We start from the raw sequence: 19,161 nt of genomic DNA on the forward strand, positions 1-19,161 counted from the left end.
TGATCTGACAGCTGCTAAACGCTTTATACGCAAGGCACTGGCCCGCCACGGCAGGCCAGTGCGCATTACCATCGATGGAAGCGAGACCAACAGGATTGCTATTCTACAATGTGATGGAGAGAGCCGGCTCAGACAGGCTGGCAAACCTATTGCCATTCGTTCCAGCAAATATATGAACAATACCATTGAGCAGGATCATCGTCGCATCAAACGACGCACACGCTCCATGCTTGGTTTCAAATCAGAGAGTACAGCTAATATCACGCTCGCCGGTATTGAACTCATTCACATGATGCGCAAACAACAAGGCATCTTTTCAGCGGCAAATGCACTCTCTATCAAACAACAATTCCAAGCACTCGCTGCATAACTACATCCAGAGTTAAGCCGTGCTCTGTTCAAATCAAATTTTTGCAACGGAACCATCAAATCTTCCCCTGTAATCATATTTTTCGACACTCGAAAAAAGAGTGACAAAAGGTTTTTTCCGTGCAATTCTCATAGTCAGGAGATTTAAAGTTCAGCACTAAGGTCATTAAGAACCACGCTGAACTTATGGGGAGGTCAGCGGGTGACAGTACATGTTTCGCGCTCAGAAGGGCTGCGATGGGAGAACCGTCGCCGTATTCTGATGCTGTTGCGACAATCAGGACATTTGTCACGCACCGATATCGCAGGCGCGACCGGAATGAGTCATTCAACCGTTTCCGCTATTACCAATGCATTATTAGCTGATGGTGTTTTGATCGAATTGCCGTTGAATGATGCACCGGTATTTGATGCAGAAAATCGCCGCGGACGGCCGCAAGTTCTGTTAGCGCTTAATCCGGAATTCGCCAGTGTCATTGCTGTTAATATTGCACTCAACGTGATCACTATAGAACTGGTGAACTATGCCGGTGAGACGATTGATCATGTGGAAAATACAATCCCCACTTTGCAAATTAGCAATAATGACCTGTTGGATGCTTTAAAAAAACATATCAATGCGCTTCTGGTAAAACATTCACTCCCTGCCAAAAAGCTAGCTCACATTTCTGTGGGTGTTCAAGGCATGACAGATGCCGGTCAGCTAAGTCTGATCTGGTCGCCGACCATCGGTGCAACCAATGCTCCGATCGCTACACATCTGGAAATGCAATTTCAGGTACCGGTTAAGGTTTCTAATGACTGTCTGATGATAGCAGAAGCATTGCGCTGGTTTGGCCCGGATATTTTCGGGGACAATTTCGCAGCGATTTTGTTTTCTTCCGGCATCGGTATGGGGTTGTTTTTAAAAGGAAAACCCTTCTCAGGGGCGCGATCTTCGGCAGCGGAATTTGGCCATATTGTCCATATTCCTGACGGCGCATTGTGCCGTTGCGGCCGTCACGGCTGTCTCGAAGCATATGCCAGTGATTATGGTATCTGGCGGTTTGCCAATCTTACTGACGAGAGTACACCACCATCGACAATGATTTCCGACGTTGATTTTTCGAAACTGACAGCCCGTGCGCGCGCAGCAGACGGAATTGAACGGCAAGCGTTCCAGCGTGCTGGCAAAGCGCTTGGCTTTGCACTACGCAGCATATTCTCATTAATTGATCCGGTTCCGCTGGCTTTTGTTGGCCCTGGTGTTCATGCATTTGATCTCATTGAAGATGATCTGCGTAAAACCATCAGCGGCGGCAGTGAAAACGGTGTGCTGGCTGGCCCCCAAAACGGGCTGAACTCTCCTGAGGATTTGTCAATCCACTGTTATCCGTCTGAGCAACCACTCATTCTACAAGGGTGTGCCATCACATCACTAATACAGGTCGATGCGCAGCGCAGTAAACGATCCAAAAAGAGCACATCTGACCTGTCGCAACTCAGAGGAATATTGGCATGAGCACGGGATTTTTTAATGCGATTACACCTGTTCAGTATGAAGGCCCGGATAGCACCAATCCGTTAGCCTACCGGTTTTATAATCCGGACGAAATCGTGCTGGGCAAGCGCATGGAAGATCATCTGCGTTTTGCTGTTGCGTATTGGCACAGTCTGGCTTGGCCGGGCGGCGATCCGTTTGGCGGACAAACATTTGAACGCCCGTGGTTCGGTGAAATTCTTACTCATGCAAAACTAAAAGCTGATGTTGCATTTGAACTCTGCACTCTTTTGCGCGCACCTTATTATTGCTTTCACGACGCCGATATCCGTCCCGAAGGGCAAACATTCGCTGAGACCTCGGCCAATCTCGATCATATGGCTGATTATTTGCAGGAAAAAATGGCTAAAACCGGCGTTAAGCTGTTGTGGGGTACGGCCAATCTGTTTTCGCATCGCCGCTATATGGCAGGGGCTGCGACAAATCCTGATCCTGAAATTTTTGCCTATGCAGTTGCAACTGTCAAACATTGTATGGACGTCACCAAGCGCCTGAATGGCGAGAACTATGTTCTGTGGGGCGGCCGCGAAGGCTATGAGACATTGCTCAATACTGATCTTGGTCGTGAACTTGATCAGATGGGGCGCTTCCTGTCGCTTGTTGTGGATTACAAGCATAAAACCGGTTTTAAAGGCACAATCCTGCTGGAGCCGAAGCCGCAAGAGCCGACCAAACATCAATATGATTATGATGTGGCAACGGTTTATGGCTTTTTGAAACGCTACGGCCTTGAGAACGAGGTTAAAGTCAATATTGAGCAGGGACACGCCATTCTGGCGGGACATTCGTTCGAGCATGAACTGGCGCTTGCCAATGCACTCGGCATTTTCGGTTCGATTGATATGAACCGTAATGATTATCAATCCGGTTGGGACACGGACCAGTTTCCGAACAATGTACCGGAAATGGCCTTGGCCTATTATCAGATATTGCAGGGTGGCGGCTTCACTACAGGCGGCACCAATTTCGATGCAAAATTACGGCGCCAGTCGCTTGATCCGCAAGATTTGCTGATCGGCCATATCGGTGCCATGGATTGCTGTGCGCGGGGCTTGAAAGCTGCCGCCAAAATGATTGAGGATCAGGCTCTCTCAGCACCTTTGCAAGACCGTTATGCCGGATGGAACAAGCCGCAGGCACAAGCCATGCTCAAAGGCGAACTATCGCTGGAAGAGATTGCCGCTACTGTTGTCGCCAGCAAAATTGAGCCGCAACCGGTTTCCGGTCGGCAGGAACTCTTGGAAAATATCGTGAACCGCTACGTCTGACAGATCGTTTTTCTGAGGCTCTAAGGCGGCAAAAAGGGGAGTGGGATAATGAAAACAATTAAAGGGCCAGCGATATTTCTGGCGCAGTTCGCAGGCGACAACGCTCCGTTTCATTCTTTCGATGCTATCTGCAAATGGGCTGCATCACTTGGCTATAAAGGCGTGCAGATTCCCACTTGGGACAAGCGTCTGTTTGATTTGGAAAAAGCTTCAGATTCACAAACCTATTGCGATGAAATCAAAGGAATTGCGGCATCGCATGGTTTGGAAATTACCGAACTATCAACGCATCTTCAGGGGCAGCTGGTTGCCGTTCATCCGGCCTATGATACTGCATTTGACGGATTTGCCGCTGAAAGCGTTCGTGGCAATCCGCAAGCGCGAACCGAATGGGCGAATGATCAGGTTCGCCGCGCCTTGCGGGCATCCAAGCGCTTAGGCCTTAATGCAATGGCATCTTTCTCAGGGGCACTGGCCTGGCCATATGTTTACCCGTGGCCGCAAAGACCTGCCGGTTTGGTAGAAACTGCGTTTGATGAACTGGCAAAACGCTGGACACCGCTGCTTGATTACGCGGATGAGAATGGCGTGGACATTTGTTATGAGATTCATCCGGGCGAAGACCTGCATGACGGTATCTCCTATGAAATGTTCCTTGAGCGTGTAAATAATCATCCACGTGCCAATCTGCTTTATGATCCATCGCACTTCGTGCTTCAGCAGCTCAACTATCTGGATTTCATCGACATTTACCATCAGCGCATCAAGGCCTTTCACGTTAAGGATGCAGAATTTAATCCGACCGGACGGCAGGGCGTTTATGGCGGTTTTCAAAGCTGGGTTAATCGTGCCGGACGCTTCCGTTCGCTCGGTGACGGTCAGGTCGATTTCGGCAGCATTTTTTCCAAACTAACCGCCTATGACTTCGATAGCTGGGCTGTTCTGGAATGGGAATGTGCGCTCAAACATCCTGAAGACGGTGCGCGTGAGGGCGCGGATTTCATCAAGCACCATATCATTCGGGTGACTGAACATGCCTTCGATGACTTTGCCAATGCCGGTACCGATGAAGCCGCCAACCGCAAAATGCTTGGCCTTTGATTTAGCCCCTTTCTGAAAGGAACATGCCATGGCAACTGAACACCAGCAGCATCGTATCAGACTGGGAATGGTCGGCGGCGGACAAGGTGCATTTATCGGTGCAGTTCACCGCATTGCTGCACGTATAGACGATCAGTATGAACTGGTGGCCGGAGCGCTCTCCTCCAATCCTGAGCGGGCTGATGCATCTGCGCGGGAGCTCGGCATTGCCGCAGATCGCAGCTATGCGTCTTATGAGGAAATGGCGCTTGCAGAAGCTGCACGTCCTGACGGGATCGAAGCGGTTTCAATCGTTACACCCAATCATCTGCATGCACCGATCGCACAGGCGTTTTTGAATGCCGGTATTCATGTCATCTGCGATAAGCCGTTGACGACATCGGTGGAAGAAGCGGAAGATCTGGTTGAGCTGGTAGAAAAATCCGGAAAATTATTTGTACTGACCCATAATTACAGCGGCTATCCGATGATACGGCAGGCTCGCAGCATGGTTGCCAATGGTGAGCTTGGTGATATTCGGGTCATTCAGGTGGAATATCCGCAAGACTGGTTGACAGAACGCTCGGAGCTAAGCGGTAATAAGCAGGCAGAATGGCGTACCGATCCGGCACGTTCCGGCGCGGGCGGAGCGATCGGTGATATTGGCACGCACGCCTATCATCTGGCTGGTTTTGTTTCCGGACTTGAGACAGAACAGGTGTTGGCACAGTTAACCTCCTTTGTTGAAGGGCGCAGCCTTGATGATGATGTACAGATTATGCTGCGCTACAAAGGCGGTGCGCGCGGTTCACTCTGGGCAAGTCAGGTGGCTGTCGGCAACGAGAATGGTCTGAAACTGCGGATTTATGGCAGTAAAGGCGGTCTGGAATGGACGCAAGCCGACCCGAATTATCTGTGGTTCACGCGTTTTGGTGAACCAAAACAACTGATCACCCGTGGCGGTGCCGGAGCCAATGTTGCTGCCAACCGTGTTACACGCATCCCTGGCGGACATCCCGAGGGTTATCTGGAGGGCTTTGCAACGATTTATACGGAAGCAGCCCATGCAATCCGTGCTGCTCGCTCCGGTGAAAAACCTGATGCGCAAGTGATGTACCCAACTGTCTACGATGGTTTGGATGGTATGCGCTTTATCGCAGCCTCAGTCGCTTCCAGTCAGGCTGGTAATCAGTGGACGCGCTTGAAATGACAGCATTATCGAGCGCACACCCCGCAGGAGATAAGGGGAAAATACCCGCCCCCTCAACGCCATTTATGCAAGTGACAGGCTTGTCAAAATCCTTTGGCGCTATCGAAGTGCTACGGGAGATTGCGCTTGAGATCAGGCAGGGTGAAATCCACGCTGTTATTGGTGAAAATGGCGCGGGTAAATCAACCCTGATGAAGTTGCTATCCGGTCATTTGCAACCAAGCCGCGGCACGATTTCTTTTGATGCTGTGCCGGTCACTCTTTCGGGGCCGGTTGATGCGGAGCAGCGTGGCGTTGTGCTTGTCCATCAGGAAATTTTGCTCGCGCCTGATATGACGGTTGCGCAGAATATTTTTCTGGGACGTGAAATCAGGCGTGGTCTGACGCTCAATGACCGCAAAATGAATGAAGAGGCAAAAGCGGCCATTGAAAGTCTGGGCGCAGCCATTGATCCGAAAATGCGTGTCGAACAATTATCCATTGCCCAGCGTCAATTAGTGCAAATTGCCCGCGCACTGCTGGTGCCGCATCGGCTGGTTATCTTTGACGAACCGACGGCTTCCTTAACCCCGATTGAAACCGAAGCACTGCTGAAAGTGATTGCCGGTATTCGTGATCGCGGCGCGGCAGTGCTTTATATTTCGCATCGCTTGCCAGAAGTAAAAACCATTTCTGACCGCATTACTGTGTTGCGTGACGGACAATTGGTTTCTTCGCATGATGCTGAAGAGTTACAGCCATTGGATATGGCACGTCTGATGGTCGGACGGGATATGTCGCAGCTTTATCCTGATTATCACAGGCCTTCAGTCCAGACTGCTGTTCTGCAAGTCTCTGATTTCCATGTGCCCGGTTATGCCAAAAATTGTAATTTTACACTGCACAAAGGGGAAATTCTCGGCTTTGCAGGTTTAATCGGTGCAGGTCGTACTGAACTGCTGGAGGGTATCGTCGGTTTGCGCACAGCGCATGGTAAAATTCATCTGCATGGCAAGCCGGTTCAGTTTCCCTCAGCCCGTGAAAGTATGGATGCAGGTATTGTTTATTTAAGCGAAGACCGCAAAGGCAAAGGTCTGTTGCTGGAACAGGATTTACGCACCAATCTGACCCTGGCATCTCTGGATAAATTTACCGAGCATTTTTTAATTAGTGCGGGCAAAGAACAAGCGGCGCTCGATCAGGCAATCAGCGAATTTGATATCCGCACCCGTGATCCTAATCTGCTTGCCGGACAACTTTCCGGTGGTAATCAGCAAAAACTGCTCCTCGCCAAAATGATGCTGCTGGAGCCGGAGATTATCATCATTGATGAGCCTACCCGCGGGATTGATATCGGCACCAAAGAGCAGATTTACAAATTCATTGCCAACCTCGCAGCAGCAGGCAAAGCCGTTATCGTCATTTCTTCGGAAATGCCTGAACTGATCGGCTTATGCGAACGTATTCTCATCATGCGCAATGGCCAGATTGTAGCAGAAGTGAGCGGGGACCAGATGACAGAAAACGAGATTGTCGTGCATGCCACCGGCGTTACAGCACAGGAGGCTGCCATCGTGGCGGAAATAGTATGAGCGATATGACAGGAAATAATCAGAATACCCCAACCAGTAAAAGCTTCTGGCAGGATATGGACTTGCGCGCTGTAGCACCCTTTGTTGCTTTAGCAGTTTTGTTGGTCTTCGGCACTTTGGTCAATCCCAATTTTATCGGGGTCGACAACTTGCTAAATATCGCAACCCGCAGTGCCTTTATTGCAATCATTGCCATCGGTGCAACTTTTGTTATCGCATCAGGCGGGCTCGATCTCTCTGTCGGTTCCATGTCTGCCTTTGTGGCGGCTGTCACCATCCTGTTCATGAATTCCGGAATCGTCAGCGGTAATATACCGATGTTAATTCTGGCCATGTCGCTTGCTATTGCCGTCGGGGCTACCTGCGGGCTGGCAAATGGGTTGATAACAACAATGGGGCGTATCGAACCCTTTATTGTTACGCTTGGTACAATGGGAATTTTTCGTGCACTGACCATTTATCTGGCAGAAGGCGGCTCAATTGCGATGAAATCGCAGGAACTGCGCGCTGCCTATCGGCCGGTTTATTTCGGCAATATTCTAGGCATCCCAATCCCCATTGTGGTGATTATTGTCGTCGCGCTCATTGCTGCTTTTCTGCTTTATCGCACGGCCTTCGGCCGCCATGTAATTGCTGTTGGCTCCAATCAGGATGTCGCACGATATTCCGGCATTCCGGTACGGCGTGTGCGAACGTTGGCTTTTGTTATTCAGGGTATCTGCGTTGCCATTGCTGTACTGGTCTATGTTCCGCGCTTAGGCGCAGCAACACCAACGACTGGTCTGATGTGGGAGCTTCAGGCGATTACGGCCGTTGTTATTGGCGGCACAGCTCTGCGTGGTGGTGTTGGCCGCATCTGGGGAACAGTCTGCGGCGCGCTTATTCTCGAGGTCGTCGGCAATATCATGGTTCTGTCTGATCTGGTCAGCGAATATCTAATCGGCGCGGTGCAGGGAGCCATCATTATTATCGCCATGCTGGTGCAGCGTTCATTATCGCGGCGCCAATAAGCACAGTTCACATACCGATAAGGATAATATCCATATCGGCATTAGAAACGGCGGAGGGAGGCCGGACCGCCGTGGTGTCAGGCCTTAAAATGAGGGAGACGAAAATGAAGAAAATACTTTTAAGTGCTGTCTGCGGCGTGGCGTTGCTGGCAGGGGCTGCCTTTGCCCAAGATAAAAAAGTGACGATTGCCGTTTCCATTCCGGCCGCCGATCATGGCTGGACAGGTGGCGTGGTCTATCACGCAGAACGTGCCAAAGCCGTGTTGGAAAAAGCCCATCCGGGTCTGAAAATTATCGTTAAAACATCGCCGGATGGTGCGTCTCAGGCCAATGCGCTGGAAGATCTGACAACGCAGGGCATGGATGCTCTGGTAACATTGCCGCATAATTCCGATGAGCTGACTGATCCGATCCGTCAGGTCAAAGGCAAAGGTATCTTTGTAACGGTTGTTGACCGTGCATTGTCTGATCCGTCCATTCAGGATCTTTATGTGGCCGGAAACAATGCAGAGCTCGGGCGCGTTGCCGGACAATATATCAAAGACACGCTTGGCTCCGGTGAAGTTGTTGTCATCCGTGGTTTGCCAATTGTTATCGACGAAGAGCGTCAAAAAGGCTTTGACTCTGCCGTTGCCGGTAGCGACATCAAAGTTCTCGACAAGCAGTTTGGTAACTGGTCGCGCGATGACGCATTTAAAGTCATGCAGGATTATCTGGTCAAATATCCAAAAATTGATGCCGTCTGGACGCAGGATGACGATATGAGCGTTGGTGCTCTTGAGGCAATCCAGCAAGCAAACCGCTCGGATATCAAGATGGTTATCGGTGGCGCAGGTATGAAAGAAATGATCAAAAAAGTTGCTGATGGTGATGCTTTGATCCCTGTAGATGTGCTCTATCCGCCGGCAATGATTGCAACAGCGATGGAACTAACCGTTGCCAATTTCTACGATCAAGTACCAATTCGCGGCAGCTATATTCTTGATGCCACTTTGGTGACGAAGGAAAATGCAAAAGAATTCTACTTCCCTGACTCACCTTATTGATCCGATTGTTTGAAAACTCCCGCCATTGGCGGGAGTTTTTTCATAAAGCATGGAAAGAAGCTTGATATGTATCTCGGTCTTGATCTTGGCACCTCAGGTCTTAAAGCGCTGCTCATCAACGCTGATCAGAGGATTGTTGCGACTGCCCATGCAGATCTTACTGTTCAGCGTCCCCACAAAGGCTGGTCTGAGCAGAACCCTCAGGATTGGTGTGAGGCCGCCGAAAAAGCCTTGCTGGCACTCAAAGCCTCCCATCCGGAGGAAATGGCTGCTGTCAAAGGCATTGGACTTTCGGGTCAGATGCATGGTGCAGTCCTGCTGGATAAACATGCGCAAGTTCTACGCCCCGCAATTTTGTGGAATGATTCACGCAGCCATATTCAGGCGGCACGGCTCGATGCCGATCCGCAGTTTCGTGCTATTTCCGGCAATATAGTTTTCCCCGGCTTTACTGCTCCCAAGCTGGTCTGGGTTAAAGAAAATGAACCGGAAATTTTTGGCGAAATCCACAAAGTGCTGCTGCCTAAAGACTATCTGCGGCTCTGGCTGACGGGGGAATACCTGTCTGAACTGTCGGATTCATCCGGTACAGCATGGCTGAATACTGCACAACGCCGATGGTCGGCGGAACTGCTCTCTGCCAGTGATATGGATATTGCCCAGATGCCGGATTTGGTGGAAGGCACTGAGCAAGCAGGGCGTTTGCGTCTTGAGATTGCATCAAAATTCGGTCTGCCACTTGGTACGATCGTTGCCGGTGGCGGTGGTGATAATGCTGCCTCTGCCTGCGGGGTTGGAACCGTCGCTCCGAAACGTGCTTTTATTTCGCTTGGAACATCCGGCGTCGTTTTTGTTGCCAATCAGCAATATAGTCCGAATGCTGAGAGCGCCGTTCATAGCTTTTGCCATGCATTACCCAACACATGGCATCAAATGGGGGTTATTCTATCAGCAACGGATTCATTAAACTGGTTTGCAAAAATCAGCGGTCAGACACCGCCTGAATTAATCTCAGAACTGGGAGAAACGCTAAAAACGCCGGGCGGGGTAAGTTTCCTTCCCTATTTGTCCGGCGAACGCACTCCCCATAATGATGCAACCGTTCGTGGTAGTTTCATTGGTTTGGCACATGAAAGTGACCGCTCCGCACTCACGCAGGCTATCCTTGAGGGCGTAGCCTTTGCGGTGCGTGATAATCTTGAAGCTCTGCGGGCTGCTGGCACTGAGATTACACAAGCAATCGCGATTGGTGGCGGATCGCGATCGATATATTGGTTGTCTTCGATCGCCACAATTTTAGATATTCCGCTTGAAGTGCCGCAAGACGGCGACTACGGCGCGGCTTTTGGTGCCGCACGTCTTGGCATGATTGCGGCTCATAATCTCGACCCGGTTGCCATTTGCACGCCACCCAAAATCGCTCGGATCGTCGAGCCAGTCTCGCAACTTTCGATCGCGTATGAAGAAGCTTATCAACGATACAGGTCAGCTTATAAACGCATTGCAAGTTTTGATCTTAGCTCCGATTAGCATCAAATTGATATGCTTTTTGAAATGGACTTCTTCAAGGTGAAAATTACAGACCAGTACATTATTGCTGGAGGAATAAAATCCCTCACCTTCATGTATATTATATTGAGGGGGGTTAATGGGTTCCGTTGCAAAAATTTGATTTGAACAGAGCACGGCTTAACTTTGGACGTAGTTATGCAGCGAGTGCTTGGAATTGTTGTTTGATAGAGAGTGCATTTGCCGCTGAAAAGATGCCTTGTTGTTTGCGCATCATGTGAATGAGTTCAATACCGGCGAGCGTGATATTAGCTGTACTCTCTGATTTGAAACCAAGCATGGAGCGTGTGCGTCGTTTGATGCGACGATGATCCTGCTCAATGGTATTGTTCATATATTTGCTGGAACGAATGGCAATAGGTTTGCCAGCCTGTCTGAGCCGGCTCTCTCCATCACATTGTAGAATAGCAATCCTGTTGGTCTCGCTTCCATCGATGGTAATGCGCACTGGCCTGCCGTGGCGGGCCAGTGCCTTGCGTATAAAGCGTTTAGCAGCTGTCAGATCATGATGTTTGCTGAAATAGAACTCAGCCGTATCGCCATTGCTATCGATGGCACGATATAAGGGTTGTGTCGCAAAATTTTCACTTCTGTTGAGCTATGTCACCCTTGATGGGCGTAACTGATTGAGGTGAGAAGCGATGGCGGTCGATTTCAAGGGAGCTCATTTCCCCAAAAGTGTCATCCTGTATGCTGTTTTCTTTTATGTCCGTTATCCGGTTTCCTACCGTGACCTTCAGGAAATTCTGGTTGAACGCGGCGTATCCGTCGACCACGCCACCTTGAACCGATGGGTCGTTCGTTACTCACTGCAGATTGCGACGCAGGCTCAGATACGTAAACGCCATACAGCCAGTTCCTGGCAGGTCGATGAGACCTACATTAAGGTCAAAGCCAAATGGACCTATTTGTATCGAGCGGTTGATCGCGACGGACAAACACTTGATTTCATGTTGTCTGAACGCCGGAATCTGGCTGCAGCACGCCGGTTCTTTAAAAAGACTATTACAAGCAACGGGGTTCCGCAGAAGGTGGTCATTGACAAGAGTGGCGCTAATCTGTCTGGCCTGCAGGCTGTTAACACGATCCTGAAGTTCAACAGAACGGGCGACATCATTGAAATTCGGCAAAACAAATATCTCAATAATATCCTTGAGCAGGATCACCGCTTTATTAAACGGATCACCAAACCGATGATGGGCTTTAAAGCATTCCATTCCGCATCAGCCACCATCGCAGGGATCGAAGTGGCTCATATGATCCGTAAGAACCAATTCACCAACGACAACCGCTCGCCATTTCAGATCTTTGCAGAACTCGCAGCATAACAGTGTCCAAAAATAGGGACGTTTCTACACGTCTCAAAACTTTGCGACACAACCTGTATATGTCGCGCTGACTTGAAGCGCTTCATAACCCGCTCTCGTCGCCGGATCGGTTGATGTGAATTCTCGGCCCGATTCTTCAAGCCTTTATGCTGGCGATGATCACAGGATGTGAGGCCAAGCTCTTTGTTGGCAGCACCATAAGAACCCAGTTTGTCTGTGACCATAACACGTGCTGAATATCCCTGACCGGATAGAAGCTGACGCATAAAACGCTTGGCAGCCTTGGTATTGCGGCGTGTCTGGATAAGAACATCCAAGACAAAGCCATCCTGATCAACCGCACGCCAGAGGATGTGGTGCTCACCTTTGATCGAGATGACGCATTCATCCAGATGCCATTTATCACCAAACCGTGGGCTACGGCGGCGAATTGTGTTGGCGTAGGTGCGACCGAATTTCTCTGCCCATTCGTATACCTTCTTATGCGTGACGATAATGCCGTGATAAGCCAGCATATCCTCAACCATGCGAAAACTCAGTAGAAACCGATAATACAGCCATACCGCTTCGGCAATGATCTCGGCTGGAAAACGATGACGGTGGTAAAGCGAGGCGCGAGGTTCGGTCATAGCCTGTTATCACCGCATATGCTTACGCGGAGGTTAAGGTAACGGTCCCGCGAAATCGCATGCCTGAAATCCGCGTAATATCAATGGTATGGACCGAGTTGCGCCCTCGCAAAGGTTAAAGTTACGGTGCCAATTTAAGGGAGGATTACCTGTAGAGTTTAACAGTAACATTTATTTTTATTTCTTAGTATAATTATTTTAATTTATGTTAAAATAATTATACTATTAAACATTATAGATTTATGCATTTAAAAATCTGTCGGTTGCTAGAATACGCAACCAACATGAAGCCGGTTATTCCTGATTATGTCTAGGTCATATTCGGGATCAGGGTCAATTGAGAAATACATATTCTACTGATTGAAAGCATTACTGGTGCTAAGTTCGTCAGCCTCTGCTTTATCAAAATATTTGTGAACATTAATAAAATGTAATGACAGGTGGTGTGATACGTTGCGAATTAATACTCTCTGTAACCACATTTTATTACGGCAATACAACTACTTGAAGTAATATTAAACCAAAGCATTCAACCAGCCACTTATAATAGAGGTCATACTATGAATAATATAACAAGTATAAAATTACAACCATTAGAACCCATCATAACAAATTTTAATAACGTGTTAGAACTGTTCTGTGATGACAAATATTCTGTGCTTTATGCACTCTCGAGTGACGGTCCTATAAACGGATTACTAAAAATTGATTTAGATCAACCCAAAAACATGGCCTGCTATCCAGGTGTTTTTTTTACGAATAGTGAACGTAAGCCGATTTCCCCTAAACCTTTTGCATGTGATTATGAAAATAATGAATTATTCATAAATTTAGAAGATCAGTTCGGGTCTTTTGTCTTTTGCACAAACCTCAGAAAGAAAGTCGATTCTGGAATTCCGCTTATGAGTAGAATCACACCTCCTAGTGGAGAAACGACCTCTGGGCCAGTGATTTATGATTCTAAAAGAAAGCGATTATATGTTGTTGAGCAAAATCCAACCCCTCGCATTAACGTATATTACAATAGGGGTAAGAACTATATGTACAGCATTGATCTTGGAGATCCCATACATGATGACGTTGCATCAATGGTTTTGGATGAAAAAACTGAAACATTATATTTTAACAATGGGTTTGGTGGAGACAGTATACTTAAGTATTTTTCTGTATCTGGCCAAGGACAGCCAAAAATTAATCAAATCGTCTTTCCTTATAACGGTAAGTTTTTTGGTAACAGAATTATTCACGATGTTGAAAAATATAAAATATTTGTACCAATAATAGCTGATAGTGCTGACGACAATCCGAATGATACTCAGTATGGTGTGCTGGTTATCGATACAGTCAGCAACCAGACGATTAAATTCATTACCTTCAGTGATGTGTTCGACGATTATATATATCTCACCCTTGACCCTGTCAGGGGAGTTCTTTTTGCTCTAACGTCCAGTTGGGGTGGGGACTTATATGTAGCACCAATAAATACAGATACATTGGATTATACTGATATATACTCAACTACCGTTCCAGGAGATAACAATGGATTTTTTGGGTTTACTATTCATGTAGGCGAAACTAAAGATACACTTTACTGTATTTCTAATTTACACGAAAATATGATTATGCCAATTGATATTACATTTGGTGATACTGACAATTAAGACCAAATCGTTTTGATAAGGACTCTTGTAGCGGTTCCCAACTAAGCACGGAGGCACCGTAACCTTAACTTTGACGTAAGCTCGATCAGTGATAAAGCGAGCCGTGAGATGCGGTCATAGTTCATTATCACCTGTCAAGATTGCTCCAAAATTAGCGTTACGCTGCCCAGTTTTACACCGTTTTTACCATCATCTGAAACGGCACTTATTGCGCCGGAACAACTGTGCCTTGCGCAACCGCGCATAATGTTTCTTTGTCGTCATTTAGAATAAACAGTTCACATTGGCACACGGCCTGCCGTTTTCCCTTACTTCTTGTCACGGCGCGAGCATTTAATTTTGTCCCAATAGCTGGCCGGAGATAATTAATTTTAAATTCAAGAGTGAGGGCGTTGCCGCCGAGTGCAAGGCCACCAGCAAAGGTGATTGCATTATCAGCTAAGTAGCTCAGGACACCACCATGAACAAAGCAATGCTGCTGTTTCAGATGATCCGCGATATTCAAGCATATTTCAGCACTATCCGTTCCGACCTTCGTAAGGGTTGCTCCAATGAAGCGACTAAAGGGTTGGTCGTTGAATATTTGATGGGCAAACTCTGTCATGTCTTGCATAGGTGTTCTGCTCCATTCGTTGAGATGATTAAATTATTGAGGACACACGGACTTTAGAGGCACAACAGTTTTGTCGCATAATGCATCATCAATATTGCGTTGAAATATTCCGATAAGTCCTTCTTCTAGTCCAAGAGTGTGATGTTTATTGCTACCATACCGCAGTCCTTCTTGAACACGTTCTGCAATGGCGAAATCCTCATCGTTGAACACCACGTCATTTGTGTATTCAAATCGTCTGGCAAGGGCTTCTTGCCCTTTATCTCCTTCAAAATGTTCCGGTTTATAAAACATTTCATGTGTCCAGACGGTTCTATTCGGTGCCTCTGGATGAAAAATATTCAAAGATACATAGTCGGGATGCATAATGAAAAATGTATTCGGGAAGATAGAATAATACACAGAAGCATAATCCAAGATACGCCATTTCTCACGTTCAACGGATAGAACATCAAGAATATTCGTCCGTGCTGCTGCCAGCCTGATATGAGAGCCGCATTCTGTGTGGGCAATAACGCCTTTGCGGAATGCATTTGCAAGCGTATTTTTATGCAGGAAAGGGACATGATACCCCTCTAAATATGTCTTTATGAGCAACTTCCAGTTTGTATGTTTAACGATTGTGCTTTTACGAAATGAGAGGTGGTCTGCGACCCCGAAATGAACCAAGTTGTCGCCAACAGCGCCGAGATAATGCTGAATATCAATAGGTTTGTCAGAGGTTGCGCTGATCCATACCAAGCCGCCATATTCAACGACAGGAAGCTCAACTAAACCGTATTTGCTGCGATCAAGGTGGTTGTGTTGCAAACTTTTCTTCAATGGATAACCTGATTATTTATAGCATTGAAGAGAGTGGGGCAATTTTGGTAATCAGAATACGCCACGGATATGAAGACTGGAACAACGAGCCAATTTAATCTCTAACTCTTGTTTTAACGGTGCTGCTGAACTTCTAGTTGTGTTTCGGTGTGGAATATTGACCCCACTAGCGGGTGGGTTCTGTCGCAAATTTTTGAGTAGGTTAGAAGCGAACTTATTTCTAATGGTGAGCGGTTGTCATTGGCGAACTGGTTCTTGCGGATCATGTGCGCTACTTCGATGCCCGTGATTGTCGCTGAGGCTGAATGAAATGCCTTGAAGCCCAACATGTGTTTGGTAATCCGTTTGATAAACCGGTGATCATGCTCAAGGATGTTGTTGAGATACTTAATCTGCAGGGTTTCAATCATCTTGCTATGCCCCGTTATTTTCAGTATTTTTGTTTACAGCTTGTGCTCCGGCCAGATTGGCTCAGCTTTTATCAATGACAATTTTGTCTGGAACACCGTTGCTGGCGATGGCTTTCTTGAAGAAACGACGCGCAGCACCGAGATTTCGGCGTTCTGAGAGCATGAAATCAAGAGTTTTCCGTCACGATCAACGGCCCGATACAAATAGGACCAGTTGCCTTTGACCTTAATATAGGTCTCGTCAACACCCCACAAACTGGCTGTGTGGCGTTTACGTATCTGAGCCTGCGCGGCGATCTGAGGAGAGTAGCGAACAACCCATCGGTTCAAGGTAGCATGATCAACAGATATGCTGCGCTCGGCCAGGATCTACTGAAGGTCATGATAGGAGACGGGGTAGTGCACATAAAAGAAGACGGGAAACCTGGTTACCGGCATTTTCCAACATGAAGCATTATGTTCAAAACCGCGATGATACTGGTCGCACTGAATAGGGTTTATCCAATCAGAATTTAACGTGCTACATCAGTCATGAGTTATCCTTTCTCCGGATAGCGCAAGCGCTTTCGCCTGTGGGGCAGATTCACAGTTTATTACCATCACTTTATTGAGAATAACCATAATAATTACCTCGGACGTGAGTAACGTTAAGACCATTTATACTCAGCACTGGCATGACAGCGCTGAAATATAATCAATTCTATAACGCTCAGCGGGGCTTTGAGCTTCCATGAAACTCGACTTCACAACTCTATTTACCATCATCTTACTCAATTCCATTGGCTTTGCTATTATTTGGGCCATCATCTCCGTTTCCTACCGCTCGATGCTGGCGGCACGATATTGGTTTGCGGCTCTTATGATGACTTTTTTGAGTGGCCCATTTCTGATTTTTGGAGAACAATCCCAGTGGCTTAACTACACCGGTAACGTGCTGGTTATTTTTGGACTTGGGCTCATATGGCAAGGCATCCGCGTTTTTCTAAAACAGCCACCTCTCTGGGGTTGGCTCACCCTACTAGTGTCAGCCAGCATTCTAGCAATGGCATTCCTCGGTTCAAGCCAACCAACCAACAATGTAATTTTTGCCCTTGGACAGATAGTCCCAATGGGAGTGGCATTATTTACGTTAATTACCACTGGATCTCGACAGACCGGAACATGGGTGGCCGCAGGATCATGTAGCCTTCTAATAATCGGGCAAACTTTGGAAGCCATAACCAATACGCTGCGGTTAGCCGACGTTATGAGTACAGAGGCGTATTATGATTATGCATCTTGGTTTTTAGTATTAGCTATCCTCGGAGTAAGCATTTCCAACTTGGGATTTCTTTTGATGACCGTCGACCAAATGCGCAATGAACTTTATGTTCTTGCAATACGGGATGAACTCACTGGTCTGCCTAATCGACGCGCCTTAATGAAGAAAATTAAAGATATCGAGAAAAAGGCAAAACATTCCCATTTGCATGTTGCAACATTAATGATCGACTTTGATAAATTTAAAACTATCAATGACAATTACGGTCACTCTACTGGGGATGCAGCGCTCATACATTTCTCTGGCGTTATTAAACGTAATTTGCGAGATAATGATTTCTTTGCACGTATGGGCGGTGATGAGTTTTGCATTTTAATGCCAGCCATTGAGATGCCAGAAGCTCTTGTGATTGTAGAGCAAATAACTAAAGCCATAGCTTCAACTCCCTTAGATTGGCGAGGCACAAGGCTTACCATGTCCACAAGCATCGGTATCAATCACTGGAATTCCTCATCAGGAACATCTCTCATGCTCAGCCTGTCCTATGCTGATGATAACCTAATCCATACGAAATATGCCCTGAGAAAGCTTGATCCCCTTATATCCATCCATTCACACAAAGAGATCAAGGTAGGCACCCGCGCCGAACCGTAAGGAACGGAGCTATCCAACATCCCAACTAAATAGTGAAACGCATTCACTCTCTCTCCATGTTTGAACAATAAAAAACCCCGCCATTGCTGACGGGGCGACATGGTGGATAGATTTAAAGTTTAGCCTTTAGGAACAGCAGAAGAATGATGAGAAGAAATCAACCATTTTTTGCCATTCCATACATATGTAAATGTATAGCGAGCTGGGGCTTTTTTCCCATCTTTAAACGTAAATGTGTAAGTACCAGTATCTATAGCTACATTACAACCAAGTCGGACTGTCCGGCTATCAGTTTTTCCTACCGGTTTTTTCTTCAAAAACTCTTTGAAATATTCTTGCCGCTCATTGTCTGTTCGGCGGATGCGGTTAGACAGCGTTGGTAACAAGACAGCATCTGAGGCATAGTTCTCAGCAACTTTCGCAGAACTCCCTGTCTTTAGTGAGCGATTCCATCTATCAAATAACTGTGCAATTTCCGCTTTATTAACTGCTACGCATTTTTGCGTTGATGATGCAAAGCTGGGTGCCGAAGAAATTACAGCTATCATTGCCCCAAAAAAAATACCAAAAAATCTCATTATTGTACCTTTCAAAATATCATTAAATATAAATACCGTTCAAAGATATCACATATTCCATGAGTATTTAAAGGCCTCGCATTACCTGAGGCAATGCCACAAAACTATGGTTGTGTTGCAAATTTTTCGTCAATGGATAACCTGATAGTATCTTGGCTTTTAATCAGCTGAGTATTTTAGATGTTTAAAGGTCGCCATTTTGATAAATCCGTCATTCTGCTGTGTGTCCGGTGGTACCTGGCTTACAATTTGAGCCTGCGCAATCTGAAGGAAATGATGGCGGAACGTGGCATCGATCTCGATCATTCAACCGTCCATCGTTGGGTCATCTGCTTTAGTCCAAAACTGCTTGAACGAAGCGTCAGGTCACGCGCAAATGGAACCTTGATGAAACCTATATTAAGGTCAAAGGCGCGTGGCTGTACTTATATCGTGCCATCGATAGCAATGGCGATACGGTTGAGTTCTATTTCAGCAAACATCGTGATCTGACAGCTGCTAAACGCTTTATACGCAAGGCACTGGCCCGCCACGGCAGGCCA

General features: G+C 47.1%; 16 protein-coding genes and 4 pseudogenes. 13 read left to right on the forward strand and 7 right to left on the reverse strand.

Going from position 1 to position 19,161, the window contains the following annotated elements; all coding sequences use genetic code 11:
• From QUF18_RS19610 to xylB, 9 genes are all read left to right on the forward strand, one after another.
• The coding region (locus tag QUF18_RS19610; RefSeq protein WP_289388376.1) for a DDE-type integrase/transposase/recombinase at positions 1-370 on the forward strand (370 nt) is incomplete at its 5' end.
• Between the two features lie 201 nt (positions 371-571).
• Entirely contained in the window at positions 572-1,870 is a 1,299-nt protein-coding gene (locus QUF18_RS19615; protein ID WP_289388955.1) for an ROK family transcriptional regulator, read from the forward strand.
• Entirely contained in the window at positions 1,867-3,177 is a 1,311-nt protein-coding gene (gene xylA / locus QUF18_RS19620; RefSeq protein WP_289388956.1) for a xylose isomerase, read from the forward strand. The genes QUF18_RS19615 and xylA overlap by 4 nt, the downstream gene beginning before the upstream one ends.
• A 48-nt stretch (positions 3,178-3,225) precedes the next feature.
• Complete coding sequence (locus QUF18_RS19625) at positions 3,226-4,278, forward strand: sugar phosphate isomerase/epimerase family protein (RefSeq protein WP_289388957.1); 1,053 nt, start codon at positions 3,226-3,228, stop codon at positions 4,276-4,278.
• Between the two features lie 28 nt (positions 4,279-4,306).
• A complete protein-coding gene (locus QUF18_RS19630) occupies positions 4,307-5,467 on the forward strand; it encodes a Gfo/Idh/MocA family protein (RefSeq protein WP_289388958.1) in 1,161 nt (386 codons plus the stop codon).
• Between the two features lie 65 nt (positions 5,468-5,532).
• A complete protein-coding gene (locus QUF18_RS19635; protein WP_289388959.1) occupies positions 5,533-7,038 on the forward strand; it encodes a sugar ABC transporter ATP-binding protein in 1,506 nt (501 codons plus the stop codon).
• Between the two features lie 5 nt (positions 7,039-7,043).
• Complete coding sequence (locus QUF18_RS19640) at positions 7,044-8,048, forward strand: ABC transporter permease (RefSeq protein WP_374807241.1); 1,005 nt, start codon at positions 7,044-7,046, stop codon at positions 8,046-8,048.
• Positions 8,049-8,152: 104 nt separating this feature from the next.
• The gene (locus QUF18_RS19645; RefSeq protein WP_289388963.1) at positions 8,153-9,094 is read left to right on the forward strand and encodes a substrate-binding domain-containing protein; all 942 of its coding nucleotides are present in this window, start codon (positions 8,153-8,155) and stop codon (positions 9,092-9,094) included.
• Positions 9,095-9,160: 66 nt separating this feature from the next.
• Positions 9,161-10,624, forward strand: a complete 1,464-nt coding sequence (gene xylB / locus QUF18_RS19650) for a xylulokinase (protein ID WP_289388964.1) — start codon at positions 9,161-9,163, stop codon at positions 10,622-10,624.
• A 175-nt stretch (positions 10,625-10,799) separates the two neighbouring features.
• On the opposite strand, the pseudogene QUF18_RS19655 reads toward xylB, so the two are convergent.
• Positions 10,800-11,228, reverse strand: a pseudogene (locus tag QUF18_RS19655) (IS6 family transposase); the annotation flags it as partial.
• 76 nt (positions 11,229-11,304) lie between these two features.
• Here QUF18_RS19655 and QUF18_RS19660 point away from each other — a divergent pair.
• Positions 11,305-11,991, forward strand: coding sequence for an IS6 family transposase (locus tag QUF18_RS19660; protein WP_289388965.1), 687 nt, complete (start codon positions 11,305-11,307; stop codon positions 11,989-11,991).
• Positions 11,992-11,999: 8 nt separating this feature from the next.
• On the opposite strand, the pseudogene QUF18_RS19665 reads toward QUF18_RS19660, so the two are convergent.
• Positions 12,000-12,620 (reverse strand): annotated as a pseudogene (locus QUF18_RS19665) (IS6 family transposase); the annotation flags it as partial.
• A gap of 560 nt (positions 12,621-13,180) precedes the next feature.
• Here QUF18_RS19665 and QUF18_RS19670 point away from each other — a divergent pair.
• Positions 13,181-14,281 (forward strand): hypothetical protein, encoded by a 1,101-nt coding sequence (locus QUF18_RS19670; protein ID WP_289388967.1) that lies wholly within the window; start codon positions 13,181-13,183, stop codon positions 14,279-14,281.
• A 205-nt stretch (positions 14,282-14,486) separates the two neighbouring features.
• Here QUF18_RS19670 and QUF18_RS19675 read toward each other — a convergent pair whose 3' ends face one another.
• The 3 genes and pseudogenes from QUF18_RS19675 to QUF18_RS19685 form a co-directional block, all read right to left on the reverse strand.
• Positions 14,487-14,894: a PaaI family thioesterase gene (locus tag QUF18_RS19675; RefSeq protein ID WP_289388968.1), complete on the reverse strand. Its 408-nt coding sequence runs from the start codon at positions 14,892-14,894 to the stop codon at positions 14,487-14,489.
• A gap of 33 nt (positions 14,895-14,927) precedes the next feature.
• The gene (locus QUF18_RS19680; protein WP_289388969.1) at positions 14,928-15,716 is read right to left on the reverse strand and encodes an SRPBCC family protein; all 789 of its coding nucleotides are present in this window, start codon (positions 15,714-15,716) and stop codon (positions 14,928-14,930) included.
• Positions 15,717-15,934: 218 nt separating this feature from the next.
• Positions 15,935-16,564, reverse strand: a pseudogene (locus QUF18_RS19685) (IS6 family transposase); the annotation flags it as partial.
• Between the two features lie 292 nt (positions 16,565-16,856).
• On the opposite strand from QUF18_RS19685, the gene QUF18_RS19690 reads away from it, so the two are divergent.
• Positions 16,857-18,041 carry a GGDEF domain-containing protein gene (locus QUF18_RS19690; protein ID WP_289388970.1) on the forward strand — a complete coding sequence of 395 codons (1,185 nt, stop codon included), beginning with the start codon at positions 16,857-16,859 and terminating at the stop codon, positions 18,039-18,041.
• Between the two features lie 119 nt (positions 18,042-18,160).
• Here the strand turns inward: QUF18_RS19690 and QUF18_RS19695 are convergent, their stop codons facing one another.
• Together QUF18_RS19695 and QUF18_RS19700 are read right to left on the reverse strand one after the other, a co-directional pair.
• Positions 18,161-18,619, reverse strand: a complete 459-nt coding sequence (locus tag QUF18_RS19695; RefSeq protein ID WP_289388972.1) for an SgcJ/EcaC family oxidoreductase — start codon at positions 18,617-18,619, stop codon at positions 18,161-18,163.
• A 159-nt stretch (positions 18,620-18,778) separates the two neighbouring features.
• Positions 18,779-18,925, reverse strand: coding sequence for a hypothetical protein (locus QUF18_RS19700; protein ID WP_289388973.1), 147 nt, complete (start codon positions 18,923-18,925; stop codon positions 18,779-18,781).
• Between QUF18_RS19700 and QUF18_RS19705 the strand changes: the two are divergent.
• Positions 18,857-19,161, forward strand: a pseudogene (locus QUF18_RS19705) (IS6 family transposase); the annotation flags it as partial. The gene QUF18_RS19700 and the pseudogene QUF18_RS19705 sit on opposite strands and share 69 nt — an antisense overlap.

It is taken from the genome of Pseudochrobactrum kiredjianiae, from assembly GCF_030362795.1.
GTDB lineage: Bacteria > Pseudomonadota > Alphaproteobacteria > Rhizobiales > Rhizobiaceae > Pseudochrobactrum > Pseudochrobactrum kiredjianiae.

Bases quoted from the DNA above. Each gene is read 5' to 3' on its own strand.
- xylA (WP_289388956.1), top strand. From the start codon at position 1,867: ATGAGCACGGGATTTTTTAATGCGATTACACCTGTTCAGTATGAAGGC.
- QUF18_RS19625 (WP_289388957.1), top strand. From the start codon at position 3,226: ATGAAAACAATTAAAGGGCCAGCGATATTTCTGGCGCAGTTCGCAGGC.
- QUF18_RS19630 (WP_289388958.1), top strand. From the start codon at position 4,307: ATGGCAACTGAACACCAGCAGCATCGTATCAGACTGGGAATGGTCGGC.
- QUF18_RS19635 (WP_289388959.1), top strand. From the start codon at position 5,533: ATGCAAGTGACAGGCTTGTCAAAATCCTTTGGCGCTATCGAAGTGCTA.
- QUF18_RS19640 (WP_374807241.1), top strand. From the start codon at position 7,044: ATGACAGGAAATAATCAGAATACCCCAACCAGTAAAAGCTTCTGGCAG.
- QUF18_RS19645 (WP_289388963.1), top strand. From the start codon at position 8,153: ATGAAGAAAATACTTTTAAGTGCTGTCTGCGGCGTGGCGTTGCTGGCA.
- xylB (WP_289388964.1), top strand. From the start codon at position 9,161: ATGTATCTCGGTCTTGATCTTGGCACCTCAGGTCTTAAAGCGCTGCTC.
- QUF18_RS19660 (WP_289388965.1), top strand. From the start codon at position 11,305: ATGGCGGTCGATTTCAAGGGAGCTCATTTCCCCAAAAGTGTCATCCTG.
- QUF18_RS19670 (WP_289388967.1), top strand. From the start codon at position 13,181: ATGAATAATATAACAAGTATAAAATTACAACCATTAGAACCCATCATA.
- QUF18_RS19675 (WP_289388968.1), bottom strand. From the start codon at position 14,894: ATGCAAGACATGACAGAGTTTGCCCATCAAATATTCAACGACCAACCC.
- QUF18_RS19690 (WP_289388970.1), top strand. From the start codon at position 16,857: ATGAAACTCGACTTCACAACTCTATTTACCATCATCTTACTCAATTCC.
- QUF18_RS19695 (WP_289388972.1), bottom strand. From the start codon at position 18,619: ATGAGATTTTTTGGTATTTTTTTTGGGGCAATGATAGCTGTAATTTCT.
- QUF18_RS19700 (WP_289388973.1), bottom strand. From the start codon at position 18,925: ATGATCGAGATCGATGCCACGTTCCGCCATCATTTCCTTCAGATTGCG.